Origin of the sequence: Enterococcus sp. BWB1-3, assembly GCF_016745275.1 — a bacterium.
Classification (GTDB): domain Bacteria; phylum Bacillota; class Bacilli; order Lactobacillales; family Enterococcaceae; genus Enterococcus_L.
The window spans coordinates 71,479-87,925 of record NZ_JADOEP010000003.1; the positions used below are offsets into that span (position 1 = coordinate 71,479).

At 32.4% G+C, this 16,447-nt stretch carries 18 protein-coding genes and 1 pseudogene; 5 read left to right on the forward strand and 14 right to left on the reverse strand.

Annotated features, from left to right (window positions below):
• Positions 1-204 precede the first annotated feature (204 nt).
• From IW492_RS03400 to IW492_RS03420, 5 genes are all read right to left on the reverse strand, one after another.
• Positions 205-1,896, reverse strand: coding sequence for a DUF2326 domain-containing protein (locus IW492_RS03400; RefSeq protein WP_202065200.1), 1,692 nt, complete (start codon positions 1,894-1,896; stop codon positions 205-207).
• Entirely contained in the window at positions 1,886-2,119 is a 234-nt protein-coding gene (locus tag IW492_RS03405) for an ABC-three component system middle component 6 (protein ID WP_202065201.1), read from the reverse strand. Before IW492_RS03405 ends, IW492_RS03400 begins: the two co-directional genes overlap by 11 nt.
• Positions 2,120-2,249: 130 nt before the next feature.
• Positions 2,250-2,819, reverse strand: a complete 570-nt coding sequence (locus tag IW492_RS03410; protein ID WP_202065202.1) for a hypothetical protein — start codon at positions 2,817-2,819, stop codon at positions 2,250-2,252.
• Entirely contained in the window at positions 2,819-3,061 is a 243-nt protein-coding gene (locus IW492_RS03415; RefSeq protein WP_202065203.1) for a hypothetical protein, read from the reverse strand. Before IW492_RS03415 ends, IW492_RS03410 begins: the two co-directional genes overlap by 1 nt.
• Positions 3,062-3,303: 242 nt before the next feature.
• On the reverse strand, positions 3,304-3,951 hold the full coding sequence (locus IW492_RS03420; protein ID WP_202065205.1) for a hypothetical protein: 648 nt from the start codon (positions 3,949-3,951) through the stop codon (positions 3,304-3,306).
• Positions 3,952-4,296: 345 nt separating this feature from the next.
• Between IW492_RS03420 and IW492_RS18290 the strand changes: the two are divergent.
• From IW492_RS18290 to IW492_RS03435, 4 genes and pseudogenes are all read left to right on the forward strand, one after another.
• Positions 4,297-4,572, forward strand: a pseudogene (locus IW492_RS18290) (Rep family protein); the annotation flags it as partial.
• Positions 4,573-4,812: 240 nt separating this feature from the next.
• Positions 4,813-5,571 (forward strand): hypothetical protein, encoded by a 759-nt coding sequence (locus tag IW492_RS18295; RefSeq protein WP_269160911.1) that lies wholly within the window; start codon positions 4,813-4,815, stop codon positions 5,569-5,571.
• 59 nt (positions 5,572-5,630) lie between these two features.
• Positions 5,631-5,819, forward strand: a complete 189-nt coding sequence (locus tag IW492_RS03430) for a DNA-binding protein (RefSeq protein ID WP_202065207.1) — start codon at positions 5,631-5,633, stop codon at positions 5,817-5,819.
• 100 nt (positions 5,820-5,919) lie between these two features.
• Positions 5,920-6,966 (forward strand): tyrosine-type recombinase/integrase, encoded by a 1,047-nt coding sequence (locus IW492_RS03435; protein ID WP_202065208.1) that lies wholly within the window; start codon positions 5,920-5,922, stop codon positions 6,964-6,966.
• Positions 6,967-7,238: 272 nt separating this feature from the next.
• Here IW492_RS03435 and IW492_RS03440 read toward each other — a convergent pair whose 3' ends face one another.
• The 6 genes from IW492_RS03440 to IW492_RS03465 form a co-directional block, all read right to left on the reverse strand.
• A complete protein-coding gene (locus IW492_RS03440; RefSeq protein WP_202065209.1) occupies positions 7,239-7,898 on the reverse strand; it encodes a hypothetical protein in 660 nt (219 codons plus the stop codon).
• Between the two features lie 84 nt (positions 7,899-7,982).
• Positions 7,983-8,318, reverse strand: coding sequence for a hypothetical protein (locus IW492_RS03445; RefSeq protein ID WP_202065210.1), 336 nt, complete (start codon positions 8,316-8,318; stop codon positions 7,983-7,985).
• Positions 8,319-8,376: 58 nt separating this feature from the next.
• Entirely contained in the window at positions 8,377-8,832 is a 456-nt protein-coding gene (locus tag IW492_RS03450) for a hypothetical protein (protein WP_202065212.1), read from the reverse strand.
• A gap of 29 nt (positions 8,833-8,861) precedes the next feature.
• Complete coding sequence (locus IW492_RS03455; protein ID WP_202065214.1) at positions 8,862-9,218, reverse strand: hypothetical protein; 357 nt, start codon at positions 9,216-9,218, stop codon at positions 8,862-8,864.
• Positions 9,219-9,238: 20 nt separating this feature from the next.
• Complete coding sequence (locus tag IW492_RS03460; protein ID WP_202065216.1) at positions 9,239-9,511, reverse strand: hypothetical protein; 273 nt, start codon at positions 9,509-9,511, stop codon at positions 9,239-9,241.
• A 208-nt stretch (positions 9,512-9,719) separates the two neighbouring features.
• Complete coding sequence (locus IW492_RS03465) at positions 9,720-10,616, reverse strand: hypothetical protein (protein ID WP_202065218.1); 897 nt, start codon at positions 10,614-10,616, stop codon at positions 9,720-9,722.
• An 809-nt stretch (positions 10,617-11,425) separates the two neighbouring features.
• Here IW492_RS03465 and IW492_RS03470 point away from each other — a divergent pair.
• Entirely contained in the window at positions 11,426-11,518 is a 93-nt protein-coding gene (locus tag IW492_RS03470; protein ID WP_202065226.1) for a type I toxin-antitoxin system Fst family toxin, read from the forward strand.
• A 561-nt stretch (positions 11,519-12,079) separates the two neighbouring features.
• On the opposite strand, the gene ltrA is transcribed toward IW492_RS03470, so the two are convergent.
• From ltrA to pglZ, 3 genes are all read right to left on the reverse strand, one after another.
• On the reverse strand, positions 12,080-13,195 hold the full coding sequence (gene ltrA, locus IW492_RS03475) for a group II intron reverse transcriptase/maturase (protein WP_236671765.1): 1,116 nt from the start codon (positions 13,193-13,195) through the stop codon (positions 12,080-12,082).
• A gap of 962 nt (positions 13,196-14,157) precedes the next feature.
• A complete protein-coding gene (locus tag IW492_RS03480; RefSeq protein WP_202065228.1) occupies positions 14,158-14,865 on the reverse strand; it encodes a hypothetical protein in 708 nt (235 codons plus the stop codon).
• Positions 14,866-16,398 carry a BREX-3 system phosphatase PglZ gene (gene pglZ / locus IW492_RS03485; RefSeq protein ID WP_202065237.1) on the reverse strand — a complete coding sequence of 511 codons (1,533 nt, stop codon included), beginning with the start codon at positions 16,396-16,398 and terminating at the stop codon, positions 14,866-14,868.
• Positions 16,399-16,447: the final 49 nt, after the last annotated feature.

Below are 16,447 nucleotides of genomic sequence, written 5' to 3' on the forward strand. Positions count from 1 at the left end.
TTTACTATCAATCACGAATTCCATCCCAGAGGAATCCATTTATATCAATAACTTAGTAGTTTATGATATGGATTGAAATAGATAAAATCGGATGTTTATTGATAGCACTTGAACCAATTCGAACCATAGATGCTAGTTGAATACAATCTATAGTCATAGAAAAAATGGGTTAATACTTTGAGAAAGGAGCATCAAAAAGAATTGTTAGACCTTAAATAGTTTATTATCAGTAGATAATTCGAGTTTTATCATTTCTTGAGAAACAAAATCATAGCTACTAATTTTTTCCTTTAGAACAGCTACAATATACTGTCCATCAATTCTGTTCATAATATCTACTAAATTTTTAAAAGCATTGTCATCCATACTCTCTAATACATCATGAATAATAAATTTCGGTCCTTTTATCTCATAATGTTCTGCATATTTAAGATATGCTAAATCAAATGCAAGGATTGTCGATTTTTTTGTCCCAGTACTAAATGTGCCACTCTCACTCCCCGTGATACCTAATGGAAAGCCATTATCAGCTTGAACATAATATATAAGGTAACTTTCGTTCGATAAACTATAACTATATTCTGAAAAATAGCTATTGAAATATTCAATCTTCTTATCAATGCCTTCCTTATCAATATCGATTTCTGCAAGCCTTGCAATTAACGTCTCTCGCTCAGAATTGTAGCTTTTCACTCGTTCATATACTTCTTTAACACCGCCAGATAATTCTTGATACTTTTCCAGTTCTCGTTGTATGTCATAGTATTTTTCTACATTCTTACTGTCAATTAGCAAAATTGCATCTTTATTTTTTTCAAACATCAAATCTAGACTACTTTTTAACTGCTTTACTTCCTCTTCCTTTTCTAACAATAATGATTCATAGAATGAAGTCTTATTTACTAGCAATTGATTATTAAATTCTACAAGCTGAGAAAACTCCTTATTTAAATTTAAGAAAATTTCACTAGTTTCTTTATAGAGAGTTTCTAAAACATTTTTATCAACCTCTCTAAAAGAAGAAATCGCTTCATCATAAATATCTTTTGCTCGATCTCTTTCAAAACTCGTTTTTTCTAGTTCATTCTGTAATTTTCTATATTGTAATCTGATGTGAGCAATTTCTTCCTCATTTAATTTAAACTCTTGCGAATTTACTAAATCATCTAAGTCTGATTTAAGCTTTGAAATTCGCTTATCTAAGGTATTAATTCTTTGATGTAATTCATTTTCATCTTGATATGCATTGATTCTTTTATACACTTTCATGTCATTATCTAACGACCTTAACCTCTCAGATAATTCATGAGCTTTTTCATTCACAGAGTCGTTATTAAAAGAAAATAGTGTAGAATAGATATTAATATAATCAATATTTGATGTTATGACATGTAAAAACTTTAGAAATTTATCATTATCACCTTTTAAATCTATTCTAACAAATTTTTTTATTAACTGCCTAAAGGTAGCGCTACTACTATTAGTAAAGAAAATATCTTTTAATTGTTGCAAGTAGTCTACTCTCTTTAAAGCCGTTCCGTTAATATATTTTTTTCCTCTTGGATATAAATCCACTTTCAATTCATAAGTCACTTTTTCCGGACCTTCTTCAAATTGAGTTGAAACTACCAATATAACTGAGACCTTGTGTTCAATTATATACTTCTCTAACACAACATTTTTTGAACTTGATTCAGAATCTACATATATATTTTTTATGTCATTGGCACCCAAACAGATATCAATTAACCGAAGTACAGTTGTTTTTCCAACATTATTACCTTTTGCACTTCCATCAGCATCTACAACAAAATTTAGCCCTTTAGAAAATGGAATGTTCCTTATTCTTTTCTCTTTCGGTTGAGTCTCTAAAATTATTAATCGTTCAATATACATAGTTTAAAACTCCACCTTCAATTTGAATTTTCCCTATAAGATACAAAAAATCTAATGCTAAACAATACTGACTAAAAGGAACATCTAGCTTGTAATTAGTTAGCATAGTATCGTATAAATCTTCAGGTGAAATATTATCTAACTGAGATTTACATAATGTTAACAGACAACCAGAAATATAAAACAGACTTTCTGTAGGGTCAGAGTCTTTACTAATTAACATAGATATCCCCTCCTCTATAATGTTAAAGTCAATATCTTCTTTAAAGGAAATACTTGATACATCTGATTGAGAATTTTTTAATATATCTAAAAAAAAGAATAGTATCTCTAATTTCGTTTCATTCCTTATTTTACTCATCGGCTATTTTATCATAATCAGGGAGAGGTTCTAGCAGTTGGCACTTTGTAAAAGTATAAAACATTACAGAATAAATTGCATCATTCTTTTCTTCTTCATACAATTCATTTCCACAACTAATACCTGAGGTAACAACAAGGTTTGATAACTCTTCAAAGACCTGATTCAAGACTTCATCCTTATTATCATTCTTCACTTTTTCTTTCTGATATATCGTTCGTATGTTTTGTATAATCAAATCTCTTTTTGGTATGGTTTTCAACGCTTGTTCTACTTTATCATATGATAAATACTGATCCTGAAAAATCGTCTTATAGCTTTGAATTTCATTGTATGCAATCTTTGCATTCCATTCACTATTTTTTTCAATTGAATATTTTTCAATTGCTTCAAATTCAATCTCAGATATAACTTTACAAACGTTATAAATCAGACTAATTGACGGAACTGGTTTTACGCCATGCAAATTGACAGAGTGATAAGTAGTAGTATTATTATTGCCGGTATTTAGAACAGAATGATTGGAAATATCATTATTTTGTTCCCTTGGAACCATATTCATTATTTGCTACCTCCACCACCATAAGAAGTAGTATTACCACTACCATTATTTATAACTGAATGATTTGTTGCTTTATTCTCTTTCAAAGAATCTCCATGATTTATCTCTTGCTGTTGGATCAATTTTTGTTCCAAAGTACTAATCTTTTTATTCGTTTCCTTTTTAAAGAAATATGTTATCACAAAATTTACAATTCCACATATTCCTGATAGAATACCAATTACTAATCCTATTTCTGCCATTATAAGCCCTCCAAATTTTTACTAAGCAATTTAGCACTTGATTTTATCCTCATATATGATATTATCGAAGTTTTCGCACAAATTCAAGATGCTATCCTCAATTACATAATATACCTATTTTAAAACATAAAAAAACACCTTCCAAGTAATCGAAAGATGCTTTAATATTAAAAAATAGAAATTTCTTAATTTTTCTTATTGGAATTCCTTTTAATCTATTTTATAAAGATTTTCCTTAATTACTATTCATCATCAGTAATATCATTAATACTGGACTCAGTAGTCACCTCTAAAAAATCATTTTTCCAGTTCTCATTTGTTTTTTCAGGATAATAATTAATTTCATCTGTTACTATTGGAATATAGTATTCACTCGTATTATTTGGATAATCTTCCCCTTTTACAAATTTTGATGTGCCAATAATTTCTCCATCCCTAATAGTTATCTCGTTATCAAGTAAACTAGAAAGACTAGATTCTACATACTCTAAATCTGCAGTATTTTTTAGCAAAATTGCTTGTATTCCAATTTCATTAAATCCCACAATTATAGTATCAGTTTTTCCAAACTGAACAGTTGCTAATCGTATATTACTTTTATGAAGTGTGACATTAGATAATGGCAGTTCTGAAAGCTTATACATAGTAGAAGTTTGATTATTATACTTGGTAAGAATTTCGTTATAAACTTCTAAATGTTGAATTTTTCTTTGATTTTCCTTTTCTTCAATTGACACAATTTCATTTGAAGTACTACTAGCTTCCTCACCGAAAAACTCACTTTCGTTGACTGATTTTTTAATTGCACTATTCTTAGAAGTAATATTTGAACAAGCTGAAATAAGTAATAAATTTACTATAAAAGTAATAAATAAAATATTTCTCTTCATATTTTTCTTCTCCATTTCTACAAAATGCTTATTGATTTTAATTAGAAACGCTCAAACAGGGAGTACCCCGTTTAAGCGTTTCTCTTATTCCGTCCTTACTTGGGACACATCGTCATTGAGAGGTGTATAAGGTTCTGTTCTATTTAATAGTTTAGTAGATTTCTGAAACTACTACTTTTACGTAGTAAGGGTTTGATCCTGACCAATTAATGTCAACGTTAATTCCATTAGCATCTGCATAATCCCACCATTCAGCTGAGACAGCTAACATGTGAGCTTGAGCTTCGGCAGTTGAGGTAAAACCTTCAGAAGTATACAACACTTGACCTACGTAAGTGTTTTACCACTATTATGAATAAATTAAAACCTTCAAAATGTGCAGTTATCCTTCATGATAAAGATGTAAATGATGTTGGTAAGGCTAAAGCTCCCCATATCCATATTATGGTAACTTTTGAAAATGCAAGGAGCTTAAAAAATATAGCCCATCTCTTAGGCATTGAACCTCAGTATATTGAACAATGGAAAGGAGAATCCTTGAATGGCTATTCCTATCTGATACATGCCACAACAAACGCCGAACATCAATATCAATATAGTACTGATGAAGTAATGGCAAATTTTGACTTTGATGAAGTAATGGAACAAGCACGTCAAGGGATTCAACGTGTCACTAAAACAACTAGTGCAAAAGATGAAATCATTATTCGAGCTTACTTAGATGAACTAAAAAAAGGAAGTGTTGCGCTTAAAGAAGTCGAGGATGCTCTTACAGGTTCACAATTTGCTAAGGCTAAACCTCGCCTTGAACATGTAGCACGAAAAAGAAGGGACACCTTAGCAGAAGAATGGCGAAAAGACATGCTTGAAACAGGGCGTTCAATTGATGTTATCTATATCTATGGACACGCTGGTGTTGGTAAAAGTCGACTTGCTAAAGATTACGCTGAAAAATCTGATAGTGATTATTTTTTGATTGGTTCAAGTCGTGACCCATTCCAACAATATGACGGGCAGTCAACAATCATCTTAGATGAGCTAAGACCTTCAACATTTCCCTATAATGACCTGTTGAAATTACTTGACCCTTTTAACACTTATTCAAACGCACCTAGTCGCTACTTTGACAAGGCATTAACTGCTGATCTAATTATCATTACATCACCTTATAGTCCGAAAGAATTTTATCAGCGTATCATTAAAAGTGATAAGCACTTTGACGAAAGAATAGATAGTTATTATCAACTTGCAAGACGATTAGGTTTAGTCATATTTTTAACAAAAGATTTTATGCAAGTAGCATTTTTTAATGAATCTCGGCAAGATTTTGTATTGGACAATTCATCTAAAGAACCAAATCCCTACAAAGAAGATACTGTGAATAATATTCTAAGTCAAAATCAAAAAGCAGAAAAACTTTACAAAGGCGTATTAGATACTTTTCCTATAGCAGACAATTCAGCAAAAGAAACTAGCGAAGAAATAGCAAATGACCAAACCACTCTCTTTAAAACTCATACTAAACTAGAAGTTACGAAAAAAATGATAAAAACAGACAACAAAAAAAGCCCCATCATCAAGCCGACCAAAGCAAATGATGATGAGACTACAGACAATTAGAAAGCTGTCTATAAGTCATTATCTCACTTTTATAGACAATTTTAAAGAGAGGTATAAAGATGGAACATCACAATAATTTTCCCTTTCTACTTACAAGGGAACAAGCTTCAAAATTTTTAGGTATTGACCCCAAATCTTTTGATAAATTTATTCGTGCAAATGACAATTTGGAACGCTTTATGATAGGTAAACAAGAACGTTACACAATTGAATCACTCTCACATTTTATTAAAGCTAATTCAATATGATCATACTGATGGTTGATATGCCGTTGAAAACTGTTTACAATAAAACTTGTATTCAACTAGCATCTATCAACCATCTTTTTTTGAAAGGAAATGATAGAACATGGCTAGTATTGTAAAAAGAGGAAATAAATTTAGAGCTCAAATTTCATTATACAAACGTGGAGAACATAAAAAATTAACCAAGACTTTTGATAATAAAAGTGATGCGAAACGTTGGGCTTTAGAAAATGAATTAGAAAAAGGAAATGGAAAACAGTTGGCAGAACGTACTACCACGTTTGCTGAGTTCTTTGAAAATTGGATTCACATTATCAAAAAGAATGACGTTAAAGAGACCACTTTTCAAAACTATCTACGAACATCAAATATTGTAAAAAAACTATTTGGAGATATCCAATTAAAAGATTTGAATGATATTGTTGTTCAAAGAAAAATTGATGAGTATGCTAAAAACCATTCTCGCAAAACTACTCATGAAGTATTGTTGAAAATTAAAACAGCTTTGCGTGATGCTTATGCTAGAGGTTACTTAGCAACTGATTTTGCAAGCTTAGTGAAAACTAGAGGAAAAGAATTGCCCAAACGAAACAAATCCCTATCTATTACTGATTTTAAAAAATTGCGCACCTATCTGCTACAAAATACTGATAATGAATTTAATGTGTTAGCGTTATTAGCTTTAGAAACAGGGATGCGACGTGGTGAACTACTGGGGATTCGTCCAGAAAATTTATTTGAATATGGAATCGAAGTACGGCACTCTATCAGTCCGACTTCTGAGGATACCTCATTAAAAATTAAAAACTCTAAAAGAGATGTTTCGATTAATCAAGAAGTATATAACCTGCTACAAGCAATACCAGTAAAAGATAATGGTTATATTTTTGATTCAAATGGTTTTCATCAATCTGCCGATTTAGCAAAACTGCTTAAAAAGCTAGATATTCCTAAAACCACTTTTCATGGGCTACGTGATACTCATGCGTCTTTTCTGTTCTCACAAGATATCAATATTGCCTACGTATCAAAACGCTTAGGTCATATTAATATCCAGACAACACAGAACTATTATCTTGAATTGATGCCAGAAAAAAAGCATCAGCAAGATGCCGATGCTTTAAACTTGTTAAATTCTTTGTCAAATTGATAATTTGAACCAACTTGAACCAAAAATCTCTTGTAAACGTCGATACAATAAGGAATTGATTAACGTTTTGAGAACTGTGAAGCTTTACGTGCTTTCTTAAGACCTGGTTGGCTGTTCCTGAGTTTTGTAAAGTTGAAGAACACTGTATTATCGGGATTTATAGCATATTTTAAACAGAAATAGTTTCACTAAATTTTATTGAATTTTAGATACTCATTACCAACATTCGTAACCAAAATAAATTAATTGCACATCAGAATAGATGCTTTCCATTAATATAAAATTTCAATTATTTTATATTCAGCTTCATTATTTGTTTCCTTGTATTCTTTATTATTTTTTATAACTTCAACAGGTCTGTATTCCCAATATTTTCTAGCTAAAGTAACGGGAGAATTACTTTTATCCTTCATATTCAATTCTTTTAAAATATACGAACCACAACCTGTCATGAGGCTACCTCTTCTTACCTTTTCTAAAGATTTCATTATCCCTTCATAACTAGTAGATTGGCTGTAGGTTGCATTTAAGTCCCCATGTCTAACATAATATCTAATTTCTCCATTTGAACGTTCTACTTCACCTGTTGGTTTACTTAATATTTCTATAACTTCAACAAGATTTTCTTTTAATGTAATAGATTTTGGTTTAATGAAGCTTATTTCATAATGTCCTGATTTATAACCCAAACGACCTCTTCCTATACACTCTAAAACATCCCCTTCTGACAACGGATGATCTACATATCCTTTAAATAAAGGAATTAGTGAAGGATTTTTATGCATATATTCCGATTGATGCTCAATAACTTCACCCAAAAATTTCACATAATTATTTTCACTATGCCATTTCACATTTTTAACTATAACTTTAAATTTGGTTTTCCAATTATCTTTTTCAGCTTTTTTATACCATTGTGCTTTAGAATCCATTCCATCCCACCAATACGAATCCTCTCTAAAAAATATTTGACTGATCTTCAATTTGATAGCTTTGTGTATTCTTTTAATAGCAAGTTAGACAACCATTTCTATCATCGTCATTACTCTAATCCCTTTATGGTTTGCAGATATAAGATATACAACCCCTGAATGATGTTCAGACATGCCAATTTCCACAGCGAAATGATCTGCTCTGATGCCGCAAAAATAATCATCATTTTTTTCTATCAATTCAATTTTTTCCATATGAAAGGCATTTAAATCTTCGATATTGGCTGGAGTTAATTCTTCAAGCTGTACACTATCAAATATTATATTAGACTTTATATGATCAAATTTCCCCTCGTAAAGTCCAGATAACCTAGTTGAAAAATTGTTAAACCTATCTGCTTGATGTACAAATGTGCTCATATTTATTCCTCTCCTCACTATAAATTTTATTAATTACAACTAAGATATGTGGAATTAATTAACTGTTGTCCTTTTCCCACTCATCAATAGTTGGAATTCCTTTCTCTATCACTTTCTTAATTACTAAATAAATAAGATTTGATGAATAACTTCCATCAACATAAAAATGTGAAGCACGTGAAATTTGTGTCTCAACTCTTTCTCCGACATCTTCTATTTCAACTCTTCCAGAGTCCTTTAAAATAGCTAGATAATCCACTAAACCTTTACTTGTCGCAAACAGACATTCAATGTTGCCGTCATCTATCACTAACCCGTATGGCATAAGATAATAATATCTAGCCATGTGAAGTGTTATCTCTATATTATCATCCATTTTTTGACATTCAAGTTTATCAATATACTCCGAATAATTAGTAACAATATTATTGCTCATACTAATTTTCTCAAAAGTAACTTGATTCCAATCAGGAATAATTGTTCCAAACCAATTTTTTTCTTTAATAACATTCATAAAGAACAATTTCGTTTGTATATCTAGTTCTAATTGATTTGGATATCATAATTCTTAATTTCCCAGCCTTCCTGCTCGTACTTAATAATCATTTTATCTACGAGTACGATGATAAACTTAATTTCATGATAACGATAGTTGCCAATAGTTCCAGTTGTTCTCGCATTGTCTGCATCTCTTATTGATTTATACAATAGTGCATAAACTTTTGATGGAGAATATATTTTAAGCCATCCATCAAATGCACTACAAAGCATTTTTACTTTTTCTTCATCATCCAATTCTCTGAAAAATCCCAATTTCTTCATTTCAAATTTAAATATCTTAAGCAATTCTTGAATAACGTAACTCTTCCATAAATGAATATATTCCCTAGAATTTTTCATCTCAATATCGTCTAAATATTTTAATTTTTCAAAAAATCCTTTCTACTATAGCGTTCACTTACTATATTTAATGAAAACAATGTTTCATCTACTCTATAAGAAAAATTTGTATCAGTAACGTTGGAAAAGACTTCTATTGGAGTTTGTTCAGAGACTTTCAGTATGTCTTTATCAATTAAATCCCTAATTGTGTCCAGCGTAAAGCCGTTTACTAACCCCTTATACGTTTTATATTGTGGTACTAAACAATTAAATTCTAAATTGCTGATTTGAAATAATGCTGCAATATTCACTCTGTCAAAAACACCAATATCTTAAAATTCAACTTCACGATCCAAATAGATATCATTAATATAGGTACGATTTTATTAGATTTTCAGACTTTCGTACCTAAAAATACACGTTAATAAGAACAAAACTACACAAATTTTTATTTAAAAAATAGGCTTTCTCAAAGAAAACCTACTTTCATTTCTGAACTCATTCTAAATTTATCTTATATTATCTATTCTCCACAAATCTTATATACTGTATTAGCAAATGTGGTTGTTTGACAGATTCTTCAATTGCATAAGCTTTTGAACCACCTCTATTTGGATAATTCTCTTTAATCTCTACTTTACGCAAAAGTTTTTTAGATGGTGGGCTGTAAACAAAATCATTTTTACTTTTAACCCACTTCACGTTTACTAATGGTGATTTCTTATCCAAATGCTCCATTTGTTTCTGAACAAGAATAACTTTTCCAATGTACTCACGAACAGTAAAATCATACTTGTTAACTGTCATTTCTCTAGGGACCAAAATTATTGGTTTCTCGTCCCCATCATATGGAAGCATCACTTCTATAGATTTCCAACATTGATCCTCTAAATCATAGTATCCATTGAGTTTAAATTTTTTCAGCTTTTGGATATCATATTTCTTACAAATTTCATAAGTAAACTCACTAAGTTCTTTACAAATAATATTCGTAATTAGATCGGAAAAACGATCCTCACCAAAATTATTTACAAATAACGGTATCAAACAAGGTTGGCTAAAAAGAGAACTGTCTAGTTTTCCTAGTTCCTGAATTTTAGAAAATACTTCATCCAATATTTCTGGAGATGCACCTTTCCCAACCGACTTACCACTAGAATAACCTAGGCGAGTAGCATTAATTTCCTTTGAACAATCAATTAAACTAAAAGCTTTTGACTTATCTCCTATACTGTAAAGATTGTTTACGTTAAGGAAGTAAGCCATTATCTTACTTTCAGCTAACTGACTCTTAAACAACCCTGCACCCACCTTTTTTATCTTATTAGGATCAAGAAAAACTGTAGTGTCTGTTGCCAAGTCAATATCTACATACTCGTTCCCTCTAACATTAAAAAACTCATTAAATTTTACCATATAACAAATCGTACCCCTTTATAAATTATTACAAAAAAGCACTTAGACACAGTAAATCCAAAAGTTTATAGAGAGTTTAACTATTTTATAAAAGAAATATACAAATACTACATTGAACTTACTCCATTTTTGAAAGTAGAGTAATAAATCTTTAGATTCAATAGATAGCTTACTAGCTACTATAGTCACTAAATAGAAAAAGATTACTCATAAAAAATGGTGACATTCTGGAACAAAAGTACTTGCATATAAAATTTTCAAGTGTTAAAATGAAGTTCAGAAAGTTATAATTTAGTTAACTCATCTATACGCCAATATAGATGTACCTAGCCCTGCACTGAATCCCTATGTCAGTGCTTTTTTGTTATGTCTATGATAACATATTTTATTTAAATCAACAAACTTATATAGTCAGAAATACATCTAATTATCGTTTTAAGCTATTTTAATCAAATATGATTCTGAACACCAAAGATAGATAAACATCCATTAAAAGGCATATCAACGTTGTTTTCAGCAATATTTTCAATGTTAATACACTTTCTATAAAAATTGAAAATTAAAGTTCTTAGATTTCTAATAAGTATAAAAGGAATGTTCTATTTCTCCTTAATAAAGATGATTCAACTGTAAAAATTAGTATCATTCCTTTTTTTACTTTAAACTGTACCTATCGTCAGAAGATGTTACAATATCTGAGATTTTTGAGAAATAGTAGCCCTTCTTCTCCCTAAAAATTAAATTCACTTTCTAATGCATAATATGCTATACTCAGTTTGGCAACTTGCCCCTAAAGGGGGTGTGTAGTATTGGATAAGCTTCTATCGTTAGTCATTGCGCCTATTTTTGTAGGTATAGTAATTCAACTAGTTTCTCATTGGTTAGATGAGAAAAGACAATGACTAAAAGCAGGTTGCCTTCTAACTCACACATTCGACGTCGCAACGAATGTAAAGAAAAACCACTCTATTTGCCGTAGAGTGGTTTTTGTGTAATATTGGTAAAGCGACTATCGTCTCGCAACAACATCATACCAAAAATAATGAGAAAAATCAAATTTTCTCTCTTAAAGATTTGTTCATCTTGTTTACAACGACTTCAACATTGCTAATAAGGAGGAAATACACAATGGCAGAAGAACAAAAGAAAGAAATCATTTTAACAAAAAACAATCAACCCATTAAGGAAATCTGTTAATAGGGTAGAGGGGAAATAAATTCCGCCCCTCACATTGCACCGTACGTACGGGTCTCGTATACGGCGCTACATTTGTATTGTACTCACGATTCTCTTAAATAGTAAGTTAAAGGATTGACTAGACCTGGTCGGTCCTTTTTCTTTCGAGCTAGAACTGTCGGGTTCAAAATGAAGTTAACGACAATCATCCCACTTCGTCTATACCACCCAAGTCTTGAGTTGGTCACTTTAAAGATATCTTCTTCAGCGAAACCGCAGTTTAACAGTCAGTTCAGTTTCTGGAGATTCTTCGATATACGTTTCGGTACCTTCCATTGTTTGATGATAATGACTCGGATTTTATGTCGTATCCATTGACCAAACTTCTCTATAAATGTCTTCATACTTCCGATTCGGTAGTAATTTATCCATCCTCTTACAATTTGGTTGACCTTCGTAAAGGTTTCGGCTAATGGTCTCGATACTGCCTGTTTTCTTTTCAGTACAGTTTTTATTTTTCCATACAGCTTGGCTTTACTGGCGTTGGTTGGCTTACATTTCCACCCCTGTTGATCTTTCCAAAAGGTGAACCCTAGAAATTGGCTTTGGGTCGGCCTTACGACTTTGGTTTTCGTCAGATTGACTTGTAAGAATAACTTCTTTTCCATCCAATTCGTGATTGACTTCATGACTCGATTCGCTGCCATTTCGCTTTTGACAAAGATACAAACATCGTCCGCATATCTTGCAAAGTGTAGCCCTCTTGTTTCCAATTCCTTATCTAATTTATCTAAATAGATATTCGATAGGATTGGACTTATTGGGCTACCTTGCGGGACTCCTATTTCAGTTTGTGTCGCTAATCCATCCGCCATTACGCCTGCTTTTAAGAACAAGCGTATCAAATATAAGGTGTCTCGATCATTTACCTTTTCTCTAAGAGTTGAAATTAATTTATCATGATTTACTGTGTCGAAATATTTCTCTATATCCATATCGATGACCCACTCAAACCCTTCATTCAAGTAATTGACCACTTGGTTAATGGCTTGATGTGCACTTCTGTTCGGTCGAAATCCGTAACTTTTCTCGCTGAACTGCTTATCATAGAGTTGACTTAATTGTTGGGCAGTCGCTTGTTGGATGACTCTGTCTATCACTGTAGGAATTCCTAATGGACGTTTAGTTCCATCAGGCTTCGGGATGTAAGTCCTGCGGACTGGTTTGGGCTGATACTTTCTTTCACAAATTTGTTGGACAAGTGTTTGTCCATGTTTTCGAAAGTAAGTCTCAAGTTCCTCCACGGTCATGTTATCGCTACCTGGAGCGCCTTTATTACTCTTGACTTTGTTAATTGCCTGTTCTATATTTCCAACATCTGTTATCTTTTCGATTAATCTCATCTCGCTGTTCCTCCTCTAGTTATAAATTTTTCCAAGACCGTCCCCATTACTTTCCCCATCAATGGTTACGTTCCATTGGGCTAGGGTATCCTCATTTTCGGACTACTTGGACATTCTCATCTAGTGATTCACACTATACAAACATTAGGTCCTTCATTATCTAGGCTGGATAATTACTATGACCTCAGCTGACTTCCTACGGTTAACCTTTTTCGACCGTCATTAACGATTGCTGATTTTAAAGCCTCTCGTGATTAGACGTCCGTAGGACCTCCCAGGGTAAGACACTTATCTTTCACTTTACAACCTCTTGATTTACTGTCTTGGTTTTACGTTTACCTTTTGGACTTCGGTTTGTTGAGCAACCTCATCCACCATTTAGCCTCATCAAGTTTCTGTTCGTAGGCTCAAAGTTTTGCTACACCACTTCCTTCACCCCGCCATTACTGACTTCGGCTTGTGGTTCGCTACGCTTGGCGGTAACTACCCGCGACTGGACTTTCACCAGCTAGATAAGTGCCATGCCTGGCACACTCAAAAAAAGACACTCTCCAAATGAATGAAAAGTGTCCTAAAACCCTTGGTATAACAAGGATTAACGTTTACTAAATTGTGAAGCTTTACGGGCTTTCTTAAGACCTGGTTAGCTCAACTATTTTTTTAATCAGCTATAAAAGGCTTTAATAGCAACTATTTTTAGAGATTCAAATGATAAAAATTTTATTGACTTTCAAATTATTTGAAAGCAATGGTGTCAATTTTTCAAACAAGTAAACATGCGAGCTGAAATGTTTTATTAGTGTATACTTATTATCGACGAAGAACATATCATATTCACTCACTCTAAACTACATTCTCAAAAATCCATCATACGAATACGAGATTTGATACTCTGATTAGGTTCAAACATCCAAAAAATAACAAACAACATAATTGTTGTTTGCTTTCAATTCGTATAATCGTTACTTTAACCCTATGAAAGTATCCGTTCTTTCTCGTAACACGTTTAAATCATCAAGATGAACTTCTAATCTGCTAACCTGATAATCAAACATAAATAATCCCGCTTGATTATTTATAATTTCTAGCGGAAGGTATTCAGCATCCGTATGAGCTAAAATAGAGCGTATCAATACGTTCTTTATAAACTCATCAGTAATCAGAATTTTGTGCTTCGTAAGTTCATATACACCAGGCTTGCTACGAAATAGAAATCCCCAATCAACCAAGGAACCCAAAACCGTCAACACCCCTTTATTCACTGTCTCAGTCATTCCATAAGTGCTACGAACTTCTTCCATAATTGTTTTCGATTGAAAAGTATCCTGCATACGTAGATACTTCCCAATTATATTTATGGTGTCTGAAAAAAATGAAAAAGAATAAAGCATCATCAAAACTTGCAACGATTTTTTCTCATCATAATTTGAAATAGCATATCGTTCTAGTACTTTCTCTTGAAAATCAGAAAGTGGCTTCTGGCCGTTCCCCCATACTTTCATTAAATTGTTTAGAGCTTTTCTGCGGAACGTATCCCCCTTAACTGTTTTTGCAAAGGTCTCATCTAATATTTGATACGCGTCTGTAGGTGAATATTTCACCATTACTTCAGCAGCTTTGTCCAACTCTTCAAATGTCATTACACGAAATAATCCCACCATTTTTTTCATCTATCGATCATCCCTTTTTAAAACTTTTACGAAAGGCACAATTACTTCTTCCACATGCATTCCACCATGGGTCATAATTATTTCACCTTCAGGTACAAATGCAAATTTTTCCTTAGCAATTAACGAAAAATAACCCTTATTCGGTAACGTTACACTCTCCCATTCTATGGTTGATTCAGTGTATAAATCATGTGTATTAGACCTAAGTACTTCTGAGTCATATATCCGAGCACGTTGCCCTTTCTCTGTAGCAAGAATACCTTCTTGGATTCGTCCAATCCCAGTTGCCTCCACATTTCCATGGTCAGACGTAATATACACATCATAATCTAAATTCATCAAGTCACGTAACATAAATTCTAAGAAGCCCTTCTCAAGCCAAATTCGTAATTCTGATTGAACTGTCTCCAGACCTTGCTTGGCGCCGTGCATAAACTCGTCCACCACATCGATGACGCAACCATAGATATCTGTACCAGCGTATCTATACTCAAGAACAGTATCTTGATAATCGGCATGCCCTAAACCCTTCTGATACTTGATTGAATTTTCTAGGAATCCTTTTTCTTTCCAAAATTTACGCCATTGAATTGGTTCCGAGGAAGTTCTTGTAATTGTTTCTGGGAACTCGCTAGGCCTTCTTCCAGAAAAAATTGCTTGTCTTGAAACAGAGGTAATGGTCGGAATCATCGCCATAGTTGCCATGGTTTGGAAATCAAAACTTTTATTAACTAACCATTTTTCAACAACACTCCATTGAGTAAAGCTCATTCCATCCATAACAATCAGAGCTAATTTTCTACCCGAAATACCCTGCATTCTGTGCAAATAATTCAAAATTTGATTTACATAATTTGGCTGTTTTGCCGGAGGCAGGGAAAGATTCCTGTCATAATCTTTTTTTAAATACTCTTGAAATTTTTTATTGGCATCATCGACTAATAGTTCAAACTCCTTATCCATTCTACGATATAAGCGATGTTCACCAATCAATCTAGCAATCTCGCCCCATTCACGTAAGATCGGAGCTTTTTTGTTAAATAGCATAAAATCTTCAACATAAGGATCAAGTATCATTGAAATGTATTCATCAGCTTCATGATAAATCACACATTCTATAAATTCCAGTGAAGAAACATAATCTTGTCTTGTTGTTAAACTTTGCTGGGCATTGTATAATTGCTCCCAATTTTCAATACCTAGCTCTTTCACAGCTTTACTATCCAAAAAGGGAAATATATCAGCAATTCCAATAGATTCACGAAATGCCTTTTGGTACACGTCCCAAGGAACCTCATAAAAATCAACACCTACTAAGCGAATAAGTAGCGTTCCATCAAATTTTCTGCCGAATTTGGTTCCGTAAGTATAACGAAAATGAACTGGATCTCCATAAGTTATTACAGAAATATCTAACTCAAACAATTTAACTTTAACATCATCTATCATCAGCAACTCATCATCATCTCTTACAAGATAAATATTTTTCTGCGGGAACTTATCTGTAATCTCCTTTATCCAGTTCATTTTCATCACTTCCCTCTATGTGTAGAATCTATCAAATTTCTTTATCATTAGTATT